Origin of the sequence: Rahnella sp. RFA10(1/100) (genome assembly GCF_004195115.1) — a bacterium.
GTDB lineage: Bacteria > Pseudomonadota > Gammaproteobacteria > Enterobacterales > Enterobacteriaceae > Rahnella > Rahnella perminowiae.
On record NZ_SEWR01000008.1, the window covers coordinates 71,959 to 91,329 of the forward strand.

14 protein-coding genes are annotated in these 19,371 nt (G+C 53.6%); 6 read left to right on the top strand and 8 right to left on the bottom strand.

Going from position 1 to position 19,371, the window contains the following annotated elements; genetic code table 11:
• Positions 1-57: 57 nt before the first annotated feature.
• Genes ETV65_RS20450 through ETV65_RS20460 form a run of 3 tightly spaced genes read right to left on the bottom strand, consistent with a single transcriptional unit; the run spans position 58 to position 5,746 of the window.
• Positions 58-1,461 carry an efflux transporter outer membrane subunit gene (locus ETV65_RS20450; protein ID WP_129954916.1) on the bottom strand — a complete coding sequence of 468 codons (1,404 nt, stop codon included), beginning with the start codon at positions 1,459-1,461 and terminating at the stop codon, positions 58-60.
• Positions 1,454-4,603, bottom strand: a complete 3,150-nt coding sequence (locus ETV65_RS20455) for an efflux RND transporter permease subunit (protein WP_129954917.1) — start codon at positions 4,601-4,603, stop codon at positions 1,454-1,456. The genes ETV65_RS20450 and ETV65_RS20455 overlap by 8 nt, the downstream gene beginning before the upstream one ends.
• A gap of 9 nt (positions 4,604-4,612) precedes the next feature.
• Positions 4,613-5,746 (bottom strand): efflux RND transporter periplasmic adaptor subunit, encoded by a 1,134-nt coding sequence (locus ETV65_RS20460; protein WP_129954918.1) that lies wholly within the window; start codon positions 5,744-5,746, stop codon positions 4,613-4,615.
• 616 nt (positions 5,747-6,362) lie between these two features.
• Here ETV65_RS20460 and ETV65_RS20465 point away from each other — a divergent pair.
• Entirely contained in the window at positions 6,363-7,964 is a 1,602-nt protein-coding gene (locus ETV65_RS20465; RefSeq protein WP_129954919.1) for a PTS transporter subunit EIIC, read from the top strand.
• A gap of 6 nt (positions 7,965-7,970) precedes the next feature.
• Here the strand turns inward: ETV65_RS20465 and ETV65_RS20470 are convergent, their stop codons facing one another.
• Entirely contained in the window at positions 7,971-8,711 is a 741-nt protein-coding gene (locus ETV65_RS20470; protein WP_129954920.1) for a GntR family transcriptional regulator, read from the bottom strand.
• Positions 8,712-8,892: 181 nt separating this feature from the next.
• Positions 8,893-10,647 (bottom strand): ABC transporter ATP-binding protein/permease, encoded by a 1,755-nt coding sequence (locus ETV65_RS20475; RefSeq protein ID WP_129954921.1) that lies wholly within the window; start codon positions 10,645-10,647, stop codon positions 8,893-8,895.
• 129 nt (positions 10,648-10,776) lie between these two features.
• On the opposite strand from ETV65_RS20475, the gene ETV65_RS20480 reads away from it, so the two are divergent.
• On the top strand, positions 10,777-11,493 hold the full coding sequence (locus ETV65_RS20480) for a tetratricopeptide repeat protein (RefSeq protein WP_129954922.1): 717 nt from the start codon (positions 10,777-10,779) through the stop codon (positions 11,491-11,493).
• Positions 11,494-11,603: 110 nt separating this feature from the next.
• Here ETV65_RS20480 and ETV65_RS20485 read toward each other — a convergent pair whose 3' ends face one another.
• Positions 11,604-12,473 (bottom strand): MBL fold metallo-hydrolase, encoded by an 870-nt coding sequence (locus ETV65_RS20485; RefSeq protein ID WP_129954923.1) that lies wholly within the window; start codon positions 12,471-12,473, stop codon positions 11,604-11,606.
• Between the two features lie 115 nt (positions 12,474-12,588).
• Here ETV65_RS20485 and ETV65_RS20490 point away from each other — a divergent pair, with 115 nt between their 5' ends.
• Together ETV65_RS20490 and ETV65_RS20495 are read left to right on the top strand one after the other, a co-directional pair.
• Complete coding sequence (locus ETV65_RS20490) at positions 12,589-13,506, top strand: LysR family transcriptional regulator (RefSeq protein WP_129954924.1); 918 nt, start codon at positions 12,589-12,591, stop codon at positions 13,504-13,506.
• A 208-nt stretch (positions 13,507-13,714) separates the two neighbouring features.
• On the top strand, positions 13,715-14,878 hold the full coding sequence (locus tag ETV65_RS20495) for an MFS transporter (RefSeq protein ID WP_129954925.1): 1,164 nt from the start codon (positions 13,715-13,717) through the stop codon (positions 14,876-14,878).
• 62 nt (positions 14,879-14,940) lie between these two features.
• Here ETV65_RS20495 and ETV65_RS20500 read toward each other — a convergent pair whose 3' ends face one another.
• Entirely contained in the window at positions 14,941-15,864 is a 924-nt protein-coding gene (locus tag ETV65_RS20500; RefSeq protein WP_129954926.1) for a LysR family transcriptional regulator, read from the bottom strand.
• Positions 15,865-15,998: 134 nt separating this feature from the next.
• Here ETV65_RS20500 and lysA point away from each other — a divergent pair, with 134 nt between their 5' ends.
• On the top strand, positions 15,999-17,258 hold the full coding sequence (gene lysA, locus ETV65_RS20505; protein ID WP_129954927.1) for a diaminopimelate decarboxylase: 1,260 nt from the start codon (positions 15,999-16,001) through the stop codon (positions 17,256-17,258).
• A gap of 160 nt (positions 17,259-17,418) precedes the next feature.
• Here the strand turns inward: lysA and ETV65_RS20510 are convergent, their stop codons facing one another.
• A complete protein-coding gene (locus ETV65_RS20510) occupies positions 17,419-17,736 on the bottom strand; it encodes a PTS lactose/cellobiose transporter subunit IIA (RefSeq protein ID WP_129954928.1) in 318 nt (105 codons plus the stop codon).
• Between the two features lie 277 nt (positions 17,737-18,013).
• Between ETV65_RS20510 and ETV65_RS20515 the strand changes: the two genes are divergently transcribed.
• Entirely contained in the window at positions 18,014-19,357 is a 1,344-nt protein-coding gene (locus ETV65_RS20515) for a PTS transporter subunit EIIC (protein WP_129954929.1), read from the top strand.
• The last annotated feature ends 14 nt before the right edge of the window (positions 19,358-19,371 follow it).

Sequence of the window (19,371 nt, forward strand, 5' to 3'; positions counted from 1 at the left end):
CTCCGGCTTAAAAACAAAAACGCCGACTTCCGTCGGCGTTTCCATTAACTCAAACACTCACTCCTTCCAGCCGCCCCCCAGAGCTTTATACAAACTGATGTCCTGATTCAGTTGGGCAAGTTGTGTGGTGATCAGCGTTTGCTGAGCAGAATACAGGGAGCGTTGCGCGACCAGTACGCTGAGGTAATTGTCGACACCGCCTTTGAAGCGCATCTGCGACAGATCGTAGTTGCGCTGGTTGGCGTCGGCGTCCTGCTGGCGGGCCAGCAGTTCGTCTTTGTAAGTCGCCTGACCGGCTAAGCCGTCGGACACTTCCTTGAACGCCGTCTGAATCGCTTTCTCATAGTTGGCGATATCAATTTTTTTGGTGTCCTTCGCGATGTCGAGATTGGCCTGATTCACGCCGCCGTCGAAGATCGGGATGTTAACCGAAGGCATAAATGACCACGCGCCGGTACCGCCATCGAACAGTTTACTCAGGCTGCCGCTTTCTGTGCCTGCCGTGCCGGTCAGCGTGATGCTCGGGAAGAACGCCGCCCGCGCCGCGCCGATATTGGCGTTAGCGGCTTTCAGCGTATGTTCAGCGGAAATAATATCCGGACGGCGGGTCAGCAGATCAGAGGGCAAACCGGCCGGTGTCTGCGGGAATTTCCAGTCCTGTTGCAGGGTGGCGTTCGCCAGCAAACTCTGGGGGATGGTGGTGCCGACCAGCAGGGTCAGCGCGTTGACGTCCTGACGCACCTGACGTGTGTACTGGGCGATATCAGCCTGTGCCGCACGCACCGTGGTTTCGGCCTGCACCAGATCCTGTGAGGTGTCGATGCCGGCATCATAACTGTGTTTGGTGAGTTCGTAAGATTTTTCCTGACTGCCGGCGGTGCTGATTGCCAGTTTCAGCAAATCGTTATCCGCCGCCAGACTCAGGTAGCCGGAAGCCACTTCAGACACCAGCGAGATTTGCGTCGCGCGCTGCGTGGCTTCTGTCGCCAGGTAAGTCTCCAGCCCCTGATCGCGCAGGCTGCGTAAGCGGCCAAACAGGTCAACCTCATAAGACGTCACGCCCAGATTGGCACTGTATTGCTGATACGTCACCGGTCCGGTGCTTTGTGTCGAATACAATCCGCCCGGCAGATGCTGGTTGGTTTCACTGGCACCGGCGTTGAGCGTCGGCAGCAGGGCGGCGCGGTCAATCCGGAAGGTAGCGCGCGCGGTATCCACGTTTAACGCCGCAACCCGCAGGTCGCGGTTGTTAGCCAGTGACATGCCAATCAGCTGATTCATCGCCGGTTGATTGAAGAACGCTTTCCAGCCGATATCCTGTGCCGCGCCAGGGGAAGCACTGTCCCAGTTGCTGGCGACCGGCAGTGCAGGGCGCTGATAATCAGGTTCCAGGGTACAGCCCGCCAGCAGGGTGAGTGAAAACGCGCTGACAAGCGAGAGCGCGAAATGCGGTTTATTCATGGTGTGTGGCCTCGGGTGCAGGAAGCGCCTTATCGTGTTTTTTCGATTTGCGGGTGAACAGATTCACCACCGTGACGTAGAACATTGGCACGAAGAAAATGGCCAGGAAGGTGGCGGTGAGCATACCGCCGACCACCGCCGTCCCGATGGAATGCTGGCTGCCCGCACCCGCACCGCTGGAAATGGTCAGCGGGAATACGCCGAGAATAAACGCCATTGAGGTCATGATGATCGGCCGGATACGCAGCTTGGCCGCTTCGATGGCCGCCTGAGTCACCGACATCCCTTCGTTCTCATGTAACTCTTTGGCGAACTCAACAATCAATATGGCATTCTTCGCCGCCAGCCCGACGGTTGTCAGCAGGCCGACCTGGAAGAAAACGTCGTTCGACAGCCCGCGCAGCAGCACGGCGCCGATGGTGCCTAAAATCCCCAGCGGTACCACCAGCATGACGGAGAACGGAATTGACCAGCTCTCGTACAGCGCCGCCAGACACAGGAACACCACGATCATTGACAGACTGTAAAGCGCCGGTGTTTGTGAGCCGGAAAGCTTCTCTTCATAGCTCAGACCGTGCCAGGCCACTTTATAACCCGGCGGCAGTTTGGCCGCGATTTCCATCACTGCCTCGTTGGCATCACCTGAGCTGTAGCCCGGTGCCGGCGAACCCATCAGTTCAACGGAAGACACGCCGTTAAAACGCTCATAACGCGGGGATCCGTACACCCATTTGCCACTGCCGAAGGCGCTCCATGGCACCATATCGCCGCTGGAATTACGGAAATACCAGTTATTCAAATCTTCAGGCGTGACGCGGGAAGCCGCCTTACCCTGGATATAAACACGCTTCACGCGGTTGTTATACATGAACTGATTCACATACGCTGAACCCCAGGCCGCAGACAGCGTGTTGTTGATGTCGTCGAGGCTCAGACCCAGCGCCTGCGCGCGCTCATCGTCAATTTCCAGCTGATATTGCGGTTCATCTTCCATCCCGTTCGGACGCACCGCCATCAGACGTTTGTCCTGCGAGGCCAGTTGCAGGAACTGATTACGCGCGGCCATCAGCGCTTCATGCCCCTTGCCGTCAGTGTCTTGCAGGAAGAAGTCGAACCCGGTGGCATTACCCAGTTCCATAACCGCTGGCGGAACGAAAGCAAACACACGGGCATCTTTGATAGTGGCGAAATGCGCCATCGCACGACCGGCCAGCGCCTGGACTTTTTGCGCGGCACCTGGACGGTCTGCCCAGGTTTTCAACTGCACGAACGCAATTCCGACGTTCTGACCCCGCCCGGCGAAGCTGAAACCGTTGGCGGTAAACACCGAGGAGACAATACCGCTTTCCTGTTTCAACAGATATTCGCGGACATTATCCAGCACTTGCTGGGTCCGTTCTGCTGAGGCATTGGCGGGCAATGTCGCCTGAACAAACATCACAGCCTGATCTTCATCCGGCAGAAAGGTGGTCGGCACGCGTGTGAACATAAAACCGGTGGCGATGACAATCAGCAGGTAGAGACCCAAAAACAGACGACGGCGGGAGATCACCGTGCCGACGGCTGCGGTGTAGCGCATCGCACCTTTATCGAAGTTACGGTTAAACCAGCCCGCAAAACCGCTTTTGGCTTTCTCTTCGTCATTGTGCCGGATGATAGTGGCACACAGTGCCGGGGTGAAAATCAGCGCCATCAGCACCGAAAGCGCCATGGCAGACACAATGGTGATGGAGAACTGACGGTAGATGATCCCGGTCGAGCCACCGAAGAAGGCCATTGGCACCAGGACGGCAGACAGCACGAGTGCGATACCAAACAGCGCGCCCTGAATTTGTTTCATCGACTTAATCGTGGCGTCTTTTGGCGAGAGCTTTTCTTCCGTCATCACACGTTCGACGTTTTCCACCACCACGATGGCGTCATCCACCAGCAGGCCGATCGCCAGTACCATCCCGAACATGGTCAGGGTGTTAATGGAATACCCCGCAGCTGCCAGAATACCGAATGTCCCGAGCAGAACCACCGGCACCACCAGCGTGGTCACCAGTGTCGCACGCAGGTTTTGCAGGAACAGCAACATGACACAAAACACCAGCACGATGGCTTCGAGCAACGTTTTTACCACTTCCTCGATTGAGGCGCTGACTACCGGCGCGGTCTGGTACGGGAACTCGACTTTTACGTTGGCTGGCAGAGAGTCTTTCAGCCCGGCGATGGTTTGTCTTACTGCTCTGTCGGTGTCCAGCACGTTCGCGCCGCTTGCCAGACGCAGGGCGATAGCGGTTGACGGTTTGCCGTTAAAGGTGGAGGAAATCGAATAACTTTCCGGTCCCAAATCCACATTCCCGACATCGCTGAGGCGTACCTGAGAGCCGTCGGCATTCACCTTCAGCAGCACATTTTTAAACTGATTAATGCTGTCAAAACGGGTTTTACCGATGATAGTGGCACTGAGTTTGCTGTCTTTTACCGTCGGCAGGCCGCCGAGGGAGCCGGACGACACCTGCACGTTTTGCGCTTCAATCGCCGCGCTGACATCACTTGGGATCAGCTTATATTTATACAGTTTTGCCGGATCGAGCCAGATACGCATCGCGTATTCTGAACCGAGCATCAGGAAGTCACCGACGCCTTTGGTACGCACAATCGGGTCTTCGAGTTTGGTCACCAACAGGTTACTCAGATCCGAGTTACTCATTTTACCGTCAGTCGCAATCAGGCTGACCAGCAGCATGAAGTTGGCCTGGTATTTGGCAATACGGATCCCCTGATTAACCACTTCGGTTGGCAGTTGTGATTCGGCCAGAGACACTTTGTTTTGTACCTGAACCTGCGCAATATCCGGGTTAGTGCCCTGATCAAAGGTGGCAATAATGGTAGCACTGCCATCGCTGTTACTTTGCGATTCGATATAGCGCAGGTTATCCAGCCCGTTCAGTTGCTGTTCAATAACCTGAACCACCGTGTTCTGAGCCGTTTCCGCTGACGCACCCGGGTAGGTGACACTGACGGAAATCGCCGGAGGCGCGATATTCGGGTACTGGTTGATCGGCAGTTTCATGATTGACAGCGCACCGGCGATCATAATGACGATGGCGACAACCCAGGCGAATATGGGGCGGTTAATAAAGAAAGTAGACATTCAGCTCACCTATTGCGCGGAAGGATCGGTCATCGCGAGATTAGCCTGTTCGGCAGGGGCACTGGTTTTACGCTCGGTGGCGTTGACTTTGGCGCCTGGTCTGACGTTCTGTAACCCATCGGTAATGACTTTGTCGCCATCGTTGAGTCCCTGATTCACTAACCAGTTACCGTTCATCATCTGACCGGTGGTAATGGCGCGCTGCTCAACGCTGTTATCCGCTTTCACCACGTACACATACGGCGAGCCTTTTACGTCATGCATGATGGCTTCCTGTGGCACCAGAAGGCCTTTTTCATCAATACCTTGTTGCAGCTGGGCGTGTACAAACATGCCCGGCAGCAGTTCATCGTGCGGGTTCGGGAAGGAGGCACGCAAAATAACGGAACCGGTGCTTTGCGACACGGTGACTTCAGAGAATTCCAGTTTGCCCTGCAGGGGATATTTGCTGCCGTCCTCCAGCGTCAGGGTGGCCCGTGCCGCATTTTCACCGGCGCTTTGCAACTTACCGGAAGCCAGCGCGCGGCGCAGTTTCAGTAAGTCCTGCGAGGATTCGTTCACATCGACATAAATAGGATTGAGCTGATCGATGGTGGTCAGAGACGCCGTCTGGCCGCTGGTAACCAGTGCACCTTCGGTATACACCGAGCGGCCAATGTGGCCGGAGATCGGCGCGTATACTTTGGTGTATTGCAGATTGACGCGGGCGGTTTCGACATCCGCTGCGGCTTCGCGTTCAGCAGCCACGGCATCGTCATATTGCTGACGGCTGACGGCCTGCGCATCAACCAGCGGCTTGTAACGGCGGGCTGTCGCATCGGCGCTTTTCCAGGTCGCCATGGCGCGGTCAAACGCCGCCTGATAGGTTGACGGATCAATCTGATAAAGTTGCTGACCGGCTTTGACTTCACTGCCTTCCACAAACAGGCGTTTTTGGATCACACCATTCACCTGCGGCCGGACTTCTGCGCTGCGTACGGCAGTGGTGCGGCCGGGCAGGCTGGTCGTGAGGGTAACGGGCTGGCTGTGCAAAGTAATGACATTTACCGCAGGAACCTGCCCTGCCGGAGAAGCAGAGCTGGCGGTCCCGTCACATGCACAAAGCAGTAGCACTGTACTGACAGAAAGTAACTTCAGGCGCATAGAATTCACTCTTTTGGGGAAATTGAGAACAACCATTCTCAACAAGTCCTCTACTATACGAGAGCGCCTGATTTCTCTGTGTAAGCATATTGTCATCACCTATGTTTCTATATTTCAAAACATGAGGATGATGTTGCTATATAACCCCTTATTGTTATGGGGTTTTAATCTTTTCGTGCAGTGTGAAATAGCAATAAACTTGTTACTTAGTAAACTAACTAATGGGTTGTAAGAATAATTTCCAGTTGAATATTCTAAAAGTGAATGAATTGTTAGGTGTTAAAAAAGTGTGATGCAAATCAAACAAATTTATACATTTTAACCTGCCACTTACAAGAAAAGACGCCGGGATCCGGGCAACTGCCATTATCTTAAAGGCCGAGAGCGAGCAGTTCTCACATTTGCTTGTTGCCAGCCGTTCTGAACAGCGGCCAGTTGCAACCCCAGCGCCCACAGTCCGATGTGGGCTTTTTTTTGTTTTACCTCCACACCTGCTTTCCTCCCGCAAAACTGTGATCCCTTTCATACTCCTGACTACTATGTCTATACAACTATACATTCTGTGACTTAACTCATTTAACGGTTTATTTTTAGCCAGCGAGTTGAGGGAAGACAGATGATAAAACTTGGCAGCAAGATACATGATCTGGGGAAAGCCCTGATGACGCCTATCTCGGTAATTGCCGCCGCCGGGATTTTTTTAGGTCTTGCAGCTGCATTGCAGAACCCGGCGGTCACCGGTGAAACCTTCACTCAGATGAAAACATTGCAACTGGTGATCGGCTTTATCCGTCAGGTGTCGGGTGCGCTGTTTGCCAACCTGCCGCTATTTTTTGCGGTTGCAACGGCCATGGGGCTGGCCAATGCAGAGAAGGCCACGGCGGCCTTTTCCGCAGTGATCGGCTTTGTCGGCCTGCATGTCGGGGTTAATTACAGCCTGCTTGCCCAGAATATTACCCCGGAAACCATTACCGTCGCCAAACTGACAGCGAAGGGTATGACCGAAAGTGACGCGATGATTTACGCCGCGGAATTCACCAACACACTGGGGATCTTTACCTACAACATGAGTGTGCTGGGCGGGGTGCTGGTCGGGCTGATCACGATGTGGCTGCACAACCGCTTCTATACCATCGTGCTGCCGACGGCGATCGCGTTTTTTGGCGGGCGGCGTTTTGTGCCGATTGTGACCGTGCTGGTGCTGCCGGTCGTCGGCGTGCTGATGTCGCTGATCTGGCCGACGATTGCGCAGGGGATCCAGTGGATCGGCGAACTGATCGGGCGTACCGGGGAGATCGGTACCTTTATTTATGCCACGTCAGAACGTTTGCTGATCCCAACCGGCTTGCATCACATTATCAATGAAACCGTGCGCTTTACGCCAATTGGCGGCGTGACTACGGTGGATAACCAGAGCATTGTCGGGGCGCTGAATATCTTTAATGCCGCACTGGCAAATCCGGGCCTGATCCCTGATGCCGTCACGCAGCAGGCAACGCGCTTCCTGGCGCAGGGGAAAATCCCGGTAATGATGTTCGGCCTGCCGGCGGCAGCGCTGGCGATGTATCACTGCGCGCGTCCGGAACATAAAGGCCGCGTGAAAGCTCTGATGCTGGCAGGTGGGCTGGCGTCGTTTACCACCGGGATTACTGAACCCCTCGAGTTTTGCTTTATTTTCGTCTCGCCGGTTCTGTATATCCTGCACGCGGTGCTGACCGGTTTGTCGTTCGTATTAATGCAAATGCTGCATGTGATGATCGGTAACGTGCAGGGCGGGGCGATCGACTTCCTGATCTTCGGTGTGCTCGGTGGCAGCCGCACGCACTGGTGGTATCCGCTGATCCTCGGCATCATCTACGCGCCACTGTATTACTTCTCTTTCCGCTGGGTGATTCTGCGAATGCAGATAAAAACGCCGGGGCGTGAGGATGAAAATGATGCCGAAGAACGTGCAAAACCGGCGCAGGGCACGGGCGAAAAAACCAAAAATATTATCATCGGACTGGGCGGCGAGGGCAATATTACGGCGGTCGACTGCTGTTTCACCCGTCTGCGCGTGAAGGTGAAAGATATGGCTCAGATACAGGATGGAACATTAATGAAAACCGGCGCGATGGGGGTGAAACGCATCACCGACACGGACGTGCATGTGATTTATGGCCCGCAGGTTGAACAGGTGGCGAATCTGGTGAAAGCAGAGTTGTCGGGCATTGCCTGACGGCTCTTAAGCTTTAACTTTGGCATGGACGCTGAAGCCATAGTTTTTCTGGTTGTAGTAGACATCTGATACTTCAAACAGCGTGCCGTCGGTGAACGACACAATTGCGTGGGAATGCAGTACCGGCTGGTCGCGTGACAGGTTCAGTGCGAGACGTATCTCGTTAGATGGCAGTTCTGCTGAAATCAGTTTGGTGCTGCCCGCAGGCTGGAAACCTTTCGAGCGGATATAAGCATATTTTGACGAGGTCATGGCAGCTCGGGTGATATCCGGGAACCGGTCGCACAGCATCCAGCATTGTTCATACACAAACGGCTCATCACCGAGCAGACGCAGGCGGATCATAAAGTAAACTTCAGTACCTGCCGGAACATTCAGCTCGCGGGCGATGTCTTCACTGGCCGGCATACGGCGAAATTCCTGCACCTGATTTTCAATCCGCTGGTTATTTTCCCGGGCGACTTCGCTGGCAGTGAGATGCCGGTCGAGCGGCAAAATAATTTTCTGTTGTTGCGGTGGGGCAACCACAAAGGTGCCCCGACCGCGAAAACGGGCTACACGCCCCTGACGCACCAGATAATCCACCGCTTTTCGCGCGGTCATACGCGATACGCCATAGATTTCACACATAGCCGCTTCGGTCGGGATCGGATCACCGGGGCGGATTTCGCCGGTGCTTATTTTTTCGGTAAGTTGCTGCTCAATTTGCAGATAAAGTGGTGTGAACGAATTTTTATCTATCTTCATTAATTCTTACCTCCGATCATTGTAAATTTAACTTAAGAATAATTGTATGGTCAGCTATACAAATCAGCCAGCCACCCTGTTGGTTTTCTGTCCGAAATGGGTTTCAGCACACACAAAAAAGAAAGGTTGCTGACATCAGCAACCTTTGTGCATTTTGAAACCTTTTCGCCGGAATCAGGTGTTATTCAGGCAACAGCGCAGTGGAAGTGAATCCGCACGGGCCATTTTCCTGATTTTTGAAACGCCAGCAGTGTTGATGGTATTTCGCGACCGAATTCCGGTGCGCCACACTGATAACCGAAGTGTCCGGCAATTCGCTCAGCAGCAGAGCGTATACCTGTTGTTCGGTTTCGTCATCCAGTGCACTGGTGGCTTCGTCGAGGAACAGCGTATCGGGTTTAATCAACAGCGCACGGGCAAAGGAGAGCCGCTGTTGTTCCCCTGGCGAAAGGCGCTGGCTCCAGTTGGCGTAATCATCCAGAATTTCTACCGCCGCCAGATGCGACAGGCGACATTGTGTCAGTACCTGTTGCAACTGTTCATCCGTATATTCACGGCTGGCGTCAGGATAACTGAGCGCATCGCGCAATGTGCCAATTGGAATATAACTGCGCTGTGGCAGGAACAGATAACGTTTACCTTCCGCCAGTGTAATATTGCCCGAACCGTAAGGCCAGATACCGGCAATCGCGCGCAACAGCGTTGATTTACCACAGCCGGACGGCCCGGCAATCAGCACACGTTCGCCCGGTTGCATGGCAGCAGAAATATTACAAAACAGCGGATTACCGTTCGGCAGGTTTAGTGTCAGTTGATCAAGCTGTAAGGCGTGTCGGGTACTGGTGCCTACACTGATCCCGCGCGGCTGAGCGTTAACCTGATCGATTGCCGCATTGAAACCGGCAAGGCGGTTAACGGTGGCTTTCCAGTTTGCCAGATCGGTAAAGGCATCGATGAACCAGGACAGCGCGCCCTGTACCTGACCGAATGCTGAGGCAATCTGCATCAGGGCACCCATCTGGATCGCGCCGGAGAAATAGCGCGGTGACGCCACCAGTATCGGGAAGATATTGGCAAACTGGGCGTAAAAGTTGGACGCGACATTCAGGCGACGGGTGACGCGCATGATTGACCACCAGTTGGTTTTGATGGACTCAAACTTGCCCGTCAGCTGGTCGTGCTCGTTTTTCTCGCCATGATATAACGCGATAGCGTCGCTGTTTTCCCGAATACGAATCAGGCCAAAACGGAAGTTAGCCTCAAACCATTCCTGATTAAACCCGAGTTTTACCAGGGGCTTACCGATATACCAGATGATAAAGGAACCCACGGCGGCATACAGCAGGGCAAACCACAGCATATAGCCGGGGATTTCAAAATGATGGCCTGCCAGCATAAAATTCAGCGGCCCGCTGATGGACCACAAAATGAACACGAAGGAGAACAGCGTCACCACGCTCGACAGCAGACCGAGCACCAGAGAAAGAGTCCCGCTGGTCAGGGCATTCAGGTCGTCGGAAATACGCTGATCGGGGTTATCCACCTGGTGCTGATGCTCCGTGTAATAATAGGCGTGATTGGTCAGCCACTTCTCCATATACTCTTCTGTCATCCAGCGCCGCCAGCTCATTTGCAGGCCTTGCGTCAGGTAAACCCGGTAGATGGCAATGACGATAAACAGCAGCGCCAGCCAGGTAAATTTCCACAACTGGGCTTTGAAAACCGGATAGTTTCTGTTTTGCAGCGCGTCATAAAAGACACGGTTCCATTCGTTAAACTGTACGCTGAGGTACACGCCGGCCAGTGAAAGGATGATGATAGTGGTCAACATGCCCCAGGCACGCCACTTTTCTTCTGAGCGCCAGTAAGGCTTAATTAACTGCCAGACGGCGCCCCATTGCGCCGATTTCCCAGGTTTTTTAGTCATAATTGCCATGTGTAATCGATATGTTGTAAAACCAATCATCCCAGAATGAGTGGCTCAGTGCGATAGGGCAATGAGCCACTTGTAAGGATGTTTTTCCAGCACGAAGCTCTGTAGACCACAAAAGTAGAAGGATGTTTGATGAAAGTCGCAGTGAATTTACTGCTGGTGGCAGGATGTTTTACCAGTGTTCAGGCGTTGGCTCAGATTGATGAACCGGATATCAGCGCCGATTGTGTTAAAGCCGGGATTTATGCCGCTGCCGGAAAAGTGGCTTACCAGCAGGGCGAGATGGGCAAAGCCCGGGAGATTTTCCGTAATCAGGTCGCCTGGAGCGAGTTTTGCCATAAGCCGCAGGATCAGATCGCCACGGCCTACAACAACATTGCGCTGACCTACATAAAGCAGGGCGATTATCTGAAAGCCAAAGCCTGGCTGTTGCTGGCGCCTGCTGACAAAAAATCACAATACAACCTGAGTCTGATACAGCCAAAACTGGATGCCTTGCCGCCAGCGGAAAGCCCGGCAGGGATTTACTGGCAATATGCGGGCTTTGGCAGCTGGAATATCGTTGAAGTGAAAGCCGAAGAGGCACAGTTCAAAATTGATTTCAGCGGCTTATATATGGGGCAAATGTCGCTCTACTATGGCCCGAACATAGGAGAGTTTTCCGTGGTGACGGCCATTAAAGATAACCACGCGGTTTATCATGAAACCGACGACGCCTCCGCTGCGGGTGACGAGTGCAGCGTTGACATGAACTTTGCGCCACAGAGCGTTAAACTTCACACCACCGGTGACTGCGGTTTTGGTCACAACGTGCAGGCCGAAGGCGAATTTGTGCGGGTGACGCAGTAAATATCAGAAAGAGCAAACCAGGCTAATTGGTTTTGCGCTTCTCCCCTTCGCAGGGGAGGAGCCGATCGATGTATGCCTTTAGCAGAAGAGAGCGCCGACTCAGTTTATATTCATTGCGGCCACTTCATTTCACCTTTCAATACTTTTGCGCTCAGGTCTAAAGAGGATTCTTCTTTAAGCTGCGGGTAATGTTTTTTCATTGCAGCAATAAGTGCGGCGGAATCTTTCGCTTTCGGTAATTCTTTTTCCAGCGTCAGCAGATACTGACGGGTAAATTTCACCGACTCCACGCTATCCGGCGCACCTGGCAGGAAATGGCCCGGCACCACCACTTGCGGATGCAGACCGGTGATTTCATCAAGCGTTTCTACCCACTGTTGACGGGATTTCGGCGTCTGCGTATCTGCTGTCCAGACATGCGTGTTATTACCATTGACCAGCACGCCGCCCGCTACCGCTTTCAGCGACGGGATCCACACAAATGTCCGCTCTGCGTTCACCCCCTTCACTTCAAATTTATGACCTTCCAGTTCAAACGTTTTCCCTTTCAGTGGCTCGGGAACCACGACAGATTTTGGCGCGTTGTCTTTAAGTTGCGGGCCCCAAAAAGCGACCTTGCCGTCTTTGCTGGCGTTGATCTGATTGACGGTAGCCTGCGTGGCGATGATTTTTGCTTCCGGGAAGGCGGCGTGAATGACGTCCAGCCCGAAGTAATAATCCGGATCGGACTGGCTGATGTACACGGTAGTCAGTTTTTTGCCGGTAGCTTTGATCATCTCCACCAGTTTCTCTGCATCATTGCGCTGGAACTGGGCGTCGATCAGCACCGCTTCTTTGTCCCCGGTAATAATTTCAGAGGAAACCGGGAAAGCGCTTTTTTCACCGGGGTTGTAAACGTCCATTTTCAGTGCGCTGGCGGCATGAGCAGACAGGCTGCTGCCCAGCAGGGCGGCGAGTAACGTCAGATGTTTCAGATGCATGGGATTTCCTCAGAGGTATAAATAATCACATTCAGTAAGCATCTACTGTACGTTGCATAATCCGCAGGAAAAACCGGATAATGTGCAACTGTTTGTTGCATAAACCGGACGAATCATGGACAGAATTACCGCTGCACAAGTGTTTGTTGCCATTGTGGAACGCGGAAGCATGGTCAGTGCTGCCGAATCGCTGAATATGTCGCGGGCGATGGTGACGCGTTATCTGTCGGAGATGGAAAAGTGGTCGGGCGCACGCCTGCTGCACCGTTCCACCCGCAAACTTAGTCTGACGGATGCGGGTGAAAATACGCTGGCCCGCTGCCGGAAAATGCTGTCGGTAGCGGCCGAGATGGGCAGCGTGGCGGATACAGGAAATGAAGCGTTACGCGGATTGCTGCGTCTGAGTTGTTCGCAGTCTTTCGGACAGGGTGCCGTGGTGATTGCGGTCAGCGAGTTTTTGCGGCGACATCCGCAGTTGAGCATCGATCTTCAGCTGGAAAGCCGGGCGATCAATCTGGTGGAAGACCGTATTGATATGGCGCTGCGTATTACTAACGATCTGGACCCCAATCTCATCGCCCGGCCCCTGGCACAATGTCCGTCGATCGTCTGTGCGTCCCCGGCTTATCTGGCCGCGCAGGGCACACCGCAACATCCGCAGGATCTGGCGGTTCACAATTGTCTGACATACACCTATTTTGGCAAAAGCCTGTGGCAGTTTGAGCGCCAGGGCGAAAAGGTTGCGATTCCGGTGAGCGGAAATCTGAGCGCCAACGAATCGCTGGTGCTGCTGACCGGCGCAGTGGAGGGCGCGGGGATAGTCATGCAACCTTATTATTCGGCAGCCCCGCTGATTGCCAGCGGGCAACTGGTTACCTTACTGGGTCAGTGGCAGCCACAGGGAATGGGAATTTATGCGATTTACGCATCACGGCGGCAAATGCCTGCCGCGTTGCGTGCATTGCTCGATTTTCTGGTGGCGTGGTTTAAAAGCCACCCGCGCTGGCTGTCACTGAAAGAAGAAAAAAATTGATCCGCTGAATCCCTGGAATCGGTTCCTTTTTTGTCTGAATGTGTTTTGTATAATCTTTTGTTATGTAAAGAATTATGCGGATATCGGGTGCGTTTCAGGCGCTCAGGGCACAGACTGCGTCTGGTCAAAAGTGTGATCAACGTGGTATTTAAGCCCTTCCGGCGCAATGCCGGTGCCTTTAACCATAACAAAAATATCCGGAGTTTTTATGCCTGTCGCACTTCTGGCACTGGCGCTCAGCGCGTTTGCCATCGGTACCACCGAATTTGTCATCATGGGGCTGCTCCCCAACGTGGCGGGGGATCTGCATGTCAGTATTCCTTCTGCAGGCTGGTTAATCAGCGGATATGCACTGGGCGTAGCGATTGGCGCGCCGATCATGGCTGTACTGACGGCGAAACTGCCGCGCAAGAAAACCCTGCTGCTGCTGATGAGCATCTTTATCGTCGGTAACGTGATGTGCGCTCTGTCCTACAGTTACGGTTTCCTGATGCTGGCACGCGTGATCACTGCGCTGTGTCATGGCGCATTCTTCGGGATTGGCGCCGTGGTAGCGGCAAGTCTGGTGGCACCTAACCGCCGCGCCTCTGCGGTGGCCCTGATGTTCACCGGTCTGACGCTGGCTAACGTGCTGGGCGTTCCGCTCGGTACCGCGCTCGGACAGGCTTTCGGCTGGCGTTCAACGTTCTGGGTAGTGGCGGTGATTGGTGTGGCATCGCTGTTTGCGCTTTATAAGAAGCTGCCAGATAAGAAAGAAGAAGAGCCGACTGATCTGCGTAAGGAGATCCGTGCGCTGGGCAGCCTGGGGTTATGGCTGTCGCTGTCGATCACTATTTTCTTTTCGGCGGCAATGTTCGCGCTGTTCACTTATATCGCGCCGATTTTGACACAAATCACCGGCGTGTCTGAACATGGAGTCAGCTGGACGCTGCTGCTGATCGGCCTCGGTCTTACCATCGGTAACGTGCTGGGCGGACGTCTGGCGGACTGGCGTCTGGGGATTTCGCTGACCATGACATTCCTGATGATCACGATATTTTCCGTGTTGTTCAGCTACACCAGTGCTCATCTGGTGGCGGCAGAAATCACACTGTTTATCTGGGCGATGGTGAATTTCGCGGCAGTTCCGGCGTTGCAGGTCAACGTTGTGACTTACGGTAAAAACGCGCCAAACCTGGTATCGACCCTCAATATTGCAGCCTTTAATGTCGGCAATGCCCTGGGTGCCTGGGTGGGTGGCGCGGTGATTGAACGCGGAATGGGGCTGGGCACCGTGCCGCTGGCAGCGGGCGCACTCGGCGCTACCGGCTTCGTATTGTGTGTGATCACTTTCCGTCGTGCGGCGAAGAAAGTGAAAAAAGCGGCCGTGTAATTTTGCCGCTGAAAACGTCAGAGCCATGTGGGATGTCTCCGGTGTGGCCCTGACGTTTGGGCTCAGCGCATCAGCGCCGCCTCAAGATCCCCGGCGAAGCGTTGCGCCTGCTGATGGCAGTGCTCAATAAAGGTGCTCACCAGCGCGGAAGCGGGGCGGTGCAACGGTCTTATCAGGCTGACGGTGAACGGCACGGCGACGCTGAATTCCCGCAGGACGAGTCCGTTGTCACCATAATCGAGTGCAGTCAGCGGGTTGACGATAGAGACGCCCGCGCCTTCCCTTACCATACTGCATACCGATGCGGCGCTGTGGGTTTCCATCACCAGCCGTCGCATAACCTGTTGTTCCGTAAACAACGTATCCAGCAACTGGCGGTAACTGTCCGTTGCTGACAGACTGATAAAATTCAGGCCGCTGAAATCCTGCGGTGTGAGGCGCGGTTTGGCTGCCAGTGGATGTCCGGCTGGCAGCACACAGACTTCATTCAGCGTCAGCAGCGTTTGCCGCTCGGTCCCGGCGGGCGTCTGAGTGTTTTCCGTCAGTCCTAAATCATGGCGCTGCGCCGACAGCCACTCTTCGAGCAGCGGTGATTCTTGTGGCACGATATTGAAACTGACCTCAGGATAGCGGTCGAGAAACGGCTTGCAGACCGCAGGCAACAGCGACTGGCTGAATACCGGCAGGCAGGCGATCGACAACTGCGCCTGCTCAAACTGGCGGATGCCTTCTGCCGCGCTGATGATCCTCTCCAGCCCGTAATATGACCGCTGCACCTCCTCAAACAACCGTAAACCCTGCACGGTCGGATACAACCGCCCGCGCAGGCGTTCGAACAATTGCAAATCCAGTAACTTTTCGCAGCGTGCCAGCTCGCGGCTGACTGTTGGCTGTGACGTATTGAGCAACGCAGCGGCTTCGGTCAGATTTCCGGTGGTCATTACGGCATGGAAAATTTCGATATGGCGCAGGGAAATTGCTGGCATGGTTTTATCCGCTGGACGATGACAGTAACCCATATCATAAATGAATAGACTTGCCTGAAATAGATATTTTATCAGTGTTGCGCCACGCGGCATACTGAGGGAAATATGACTGAATTCACCTGACGGAAAATCTTATGCCACGCGCCCTGAACGACATGTCCACCGCACTTAACGCCGCGAATTTACGGGCCCTGCCGCAACAATTTGGCTGCCCTGTGTGGGCATATGACGCTGAAATTATCAAACAGCGTATAGCGCAGTTGCGCCAGTTTGACGTCATTCGTTTTGCGCAGAAAGCTTGTTCTAATATTCATATTCTGCGCCTGATGCATGAGCAGGGTGTGAAGGTCGATTCCGTTTCTCTGGGTGAAATTGAACGTGCACTGGTGGCCGGTTTTATTCCGGGCGGCGAAGACAGCGAGATTGTGTTTACCGCTGACGTGCTGGATCAACCGACGCTGGAACGTGTGACCGCGCTGAATATTCCGGTGAACGCCGGTTCCATCGACATGCTCAGCCAGATTGGTCAGCACCAGGCCGGACATCCGGTGTGGCTGCGCGTTAACCCGGGCTTTGGTCACGGTCACAGCCAGAAAACCAATACCGGCGGTGAAAACAGTAAACACGGGATCTGGTATGCCGATTTACCGCAGGCACTGGCGGAGATTGCCCGTTACGGTCTGAAACTGGTGGGCATTCATATGCATATCGGTTCCGGTGTGGATTACGGTCACCTTGAGCAGGTTTGCGATGCGATGGTGCGTCAGGTGATTGAAACCGGACAAGATATTGAAGCGATATCCGCCGGTGGCGGTCTGTCGATTCCCTATCATTTTGAAGAAGAATCCATTGATACCGGCCATTACTTTGGCCTGTGGAACCGTGCGCGTGAGCAAATCGCCGCGCATCTTGGCCATGAAATTAAACTGGAGATCGAACCGGGTCGTTTCCTGGTGGCAGAGTCCGGTGTACTGGTGGCGCAAATACGCGCGGTGAAAAATATGGGCAGCCGTCATTTCGTGCTGTGTGATGCGGGCTTTAACGACCTGATGCGTCCGGCGATGTACGGCAGTTATCACCATATTTCGCTGTTACCGGCCGATGGCCGCGATGTCAGCGGGCAGCCGCTGACTGAATCGGTGATTGCGGGGCCGCTGTGTGAGTCCGGCGATGTCTTTACCCAACAGGCAGGCGGCGGCGTTGAAACCTTCCCGCTGCCACCGGTAAATATTGGCGATTATCTGGTGTTCCATGACACGGGGGCTTATGGCGCATCCATGTCATCCAACTACAACACCCGACCGCTGCTGCCGGAAGTGTTGTTTGAGAATGGCGTGCCGAGATTGATTCGTCGCAGGCAGACGGTGGAAGAGTTAATTGCTCTGGAGCTTTAGTCTTTGCTCCTCCCCCTGCGAAGGGGGAGGGGGTTTTAAATACAAAGCAATGAGTTAAAGCACACTTTGAATTTAGTTTTTGACCTTAATACCCCACCCCTCCCCTTCGCAGGAGAGGGAGCCAATCGCGTTGCTTTTACTTCTTCGCAAAGCAGGGAGCTTACTTATCAAACATCTCTTTTCTCAGTAACACGATCTCTTCTGCCAGATCACGGCACAGCATGGCGGTCATCAGATGATCCTGCGAATGCACCATGATTAAATTCACCGGAATTTTGCCTACGCCTTCATCCAGGCTAATCAGTTGTGTCTGCACTTTATGCGCGACACGGGCCGCATCGTCAGAGGCTTTCAGCATCGCATCGGCCTGCGCCCATTCTTTTTTACGTGCGTGCTGAATGGCCATCATGGCGTTAGATCGTGCTTCGCCGGCGTTGATCAATAATTCCATTACTGTTTGTTCCAGATCGAATTCCATCGAAAACTCCAAATTGGTATACCAGATGAGTGTGAATTCATGATATTGGAATTCCAATATTCACATGTGAGAACGCTGTCACAGAAATTAATTCGTATTACGCTATTTTTTGGCATGCCACATTACGTAAGTAATCCCGAAATATGGCCGACAGGATGATATACAGAACCGGACTCTGACCCTGCTTCGTACGACACCTTTATTCCTCATGCCATGTAAAAGGTGAAGACGAAACCAACACCTGTGAAGTATAGAAAAAAGAAAATGAGGTGCTGTCATGTCATTGAAAGATCGCTTTATCGATTCGCTGGGGGGGTTCGCCAATACCTTTAATAGCTTCAGATACATCATGGCTATTAAGGCGTCTTTTATCACGTTAATGCCCGTCATTATTGTGGGGGCATTCTCAGTTTTAATTTCAAACATGGTGATGGATCCGAAAAACGGACTAGCACATTTTGAAATGTTCTCCTGGCTGGCAACACTCAAACCCATCATGAGCAGTATTAACTATGCCACGCTGAGTTTTCTGACCATTGGCGCGGTGTTTTTAATTGGTATTGAACTGGGAAAAATTAACGGTTCGCGTTCGTTATTTCCCGGCCTGCTGGCGGTGATTTGTTTTATCGCCGTTACGCCAACCACTGTCGATATGATGGTTAACGGCCAGATGCAGGAAGTGAAAGATGTGCTGGCAAAACAATTCTCCGATACGAAAAGTCTGTTCCTCGGCATGTTTATTGCCATTTTGTCGGTTGAGATTTATTCCCGTCTGGAGCGGGTTAACAGCCTGCGCATAAAAATGCCGGAGAGCGTGCCACCCAATGTGTCGGCATCCTTCTCGGCTCTGATCCCTGCCATTATTACCGTGGTTCTCGTTGCCACCTTCGGCTTTGTTTTCCATCGCGTTACCGGCATGTATTTGTACGACGCGGTGTATCAGGTGATCCAGCGTCCTCTGGAATCGGTAATGCAAAGCCTGCCGGGTATTTTGCTGCTGATGTTTGTCGCGCAGCTGTTCTGGGTGATTGGTATTCACGGCAACCAGATGATTAAACCGATCCGTGAACCGCTGTTGCTCGGCGCCATCATGGTTAACATGACCGCATTTGAGCAGGGCCATGAAGTGCCGAACATCATCACCATGCCGTTCTGGGATGTCTATATGAGTATCGGTGGTTCAGGGTGCACTATCGGTCTGCTGCTGGCGGTGATGATTGCTACCCGCCGTAAAGAAATGCGCGAAATTGCCAAACTGTCGCTTGGGCCAAGCTTCTTTAACATCAATGAGCCGGTAATTTTTGGTATGCCGATCATGCTCAACCCGATCCTCGCCATTCCGTTCATCATCACGCCGCTGATTACCGGCACCATCGGCTACTTTGCCACCAGCCTCGGATTCGCCGGACGTGCGGTGGTGATGGTGCCGTGGACCACACCGCCGGTGATCAATGCCTGGTTGTCGACTGCCGGGTCGATGGGGGCGGTGATCACCCAAATTGGCTGCATTCTGGTGGCGGTACTGATCTATCTGCCGTTCGTGAAAGTGGCCGCGCGTCGTGCCGATCAGGCGCAGCTGGAAGCCGCGCAGCAGAGCCAAAAACAGGCCGCCACGGCGTAAAACTATTCGGACAA

Excerpts from the sequence above, each read along its gene's own strand:
- ETV65_RS20495 (WP_129954925.1), top strand. The coding sequence starts at position 13,715 with ATGCCTGTCGCACTTCTGGCACTGGCGCTCAGCGCGTTTGCCATCGGT.
- lysA (WP_129954927.1), top strand. The coding sequence starts at position 15,999 with ATGCCACGCGCCCTGAACGACATGTCCACCGCACTTAACGCCGCGAAT.
- ETV65_RS20490 (WP_129954924.1), top strand. The coding sequence starts at position 12,589 with ATGGACAGAATTACCGCTGCACAAGTGTTTGTTGCCATTGTGGAACGC.
- ETV65_RS20500 (WP_129954926.1), bottom strand. The coding sequence starts at position 15,864 with ATGCCAGCAATTTCCCTGCGCCATATCGAAATTTTCCATGCCGTAATG.
- ETV65_RS20455 (WP_129954917.1), bottom strand. The coding sequence starts at position 4,603 with ATGTCTACTTTCTTTATTAACCGCCCCATATTCGCCTGGGTTGTCGCC.
- ETV65_RS20510 (WP_129954928.1), bottom strand. The coding sequence starts at position 17,736 with ATGGAATTCGATCTGGAACAAACAGTAATGGAATTATTGATCAACGCC.
- ETV65_RS20450 (WP_129954916.1), bottom strand. The coding sequence starts at position 1,461 with ATGAATAAACCGCATTTCGCGCTCTCGCTTGTCAGCGCGTTTTCACTC.
- ETV65_RS20485 (WP_129954923.1), bottom strand. The coding sequence starts at position 12,473 with ATGCATCTGAAACATCTGACGTTACTCGCCGCCCTGCTGGGCAGCAGC.
- ETV65_RS20470 (WP_129954920.1), bottom strand. The coding sequence starts at position 8,711 with ATGAAGATAGATAAAAATTCGTTCACACCACTTTATCTGCAAATTGAG.
- ETV65_RS20460 (WP_129954918.1), bottom strand. The coding sequence starts at position 5,746 with ATGCGCCTGAAGTTACTTTCTGTCAGTACAGTGCTACTGCTTTGTGCA.
- ETV65_RS20475 (WP_129954921.1), bottom strand. The coding sequence starts at position 10,647 with ATGGCAATTATGACTAAAAAACCTGGGAAATCGGCGCAATGGGGCGCC.
- ETV65_RS20480 (WP_129954922.1), top strand. The coding sequence starts at position 10,777 with ATGAAAGTCGCAGTGAATTTACTGCTGGTGGCAGGATGTTTTACCAGT.
- ETV65_RS20465 (WP_129954919.1), top strand. The coding sequence starts at position 6,363 with ATGATAAAACTTGGCAGCAAGATACATGATCTGGGGAAAGCCCTGATG.
- ETV65_RS20515 (WP_129954929.1), top strand. The coding sequence starts at position 18,014 with ATGTCATTGAAAGATCGCTTTATCGATTCGCTGGGGGGGTTCGCCAAT.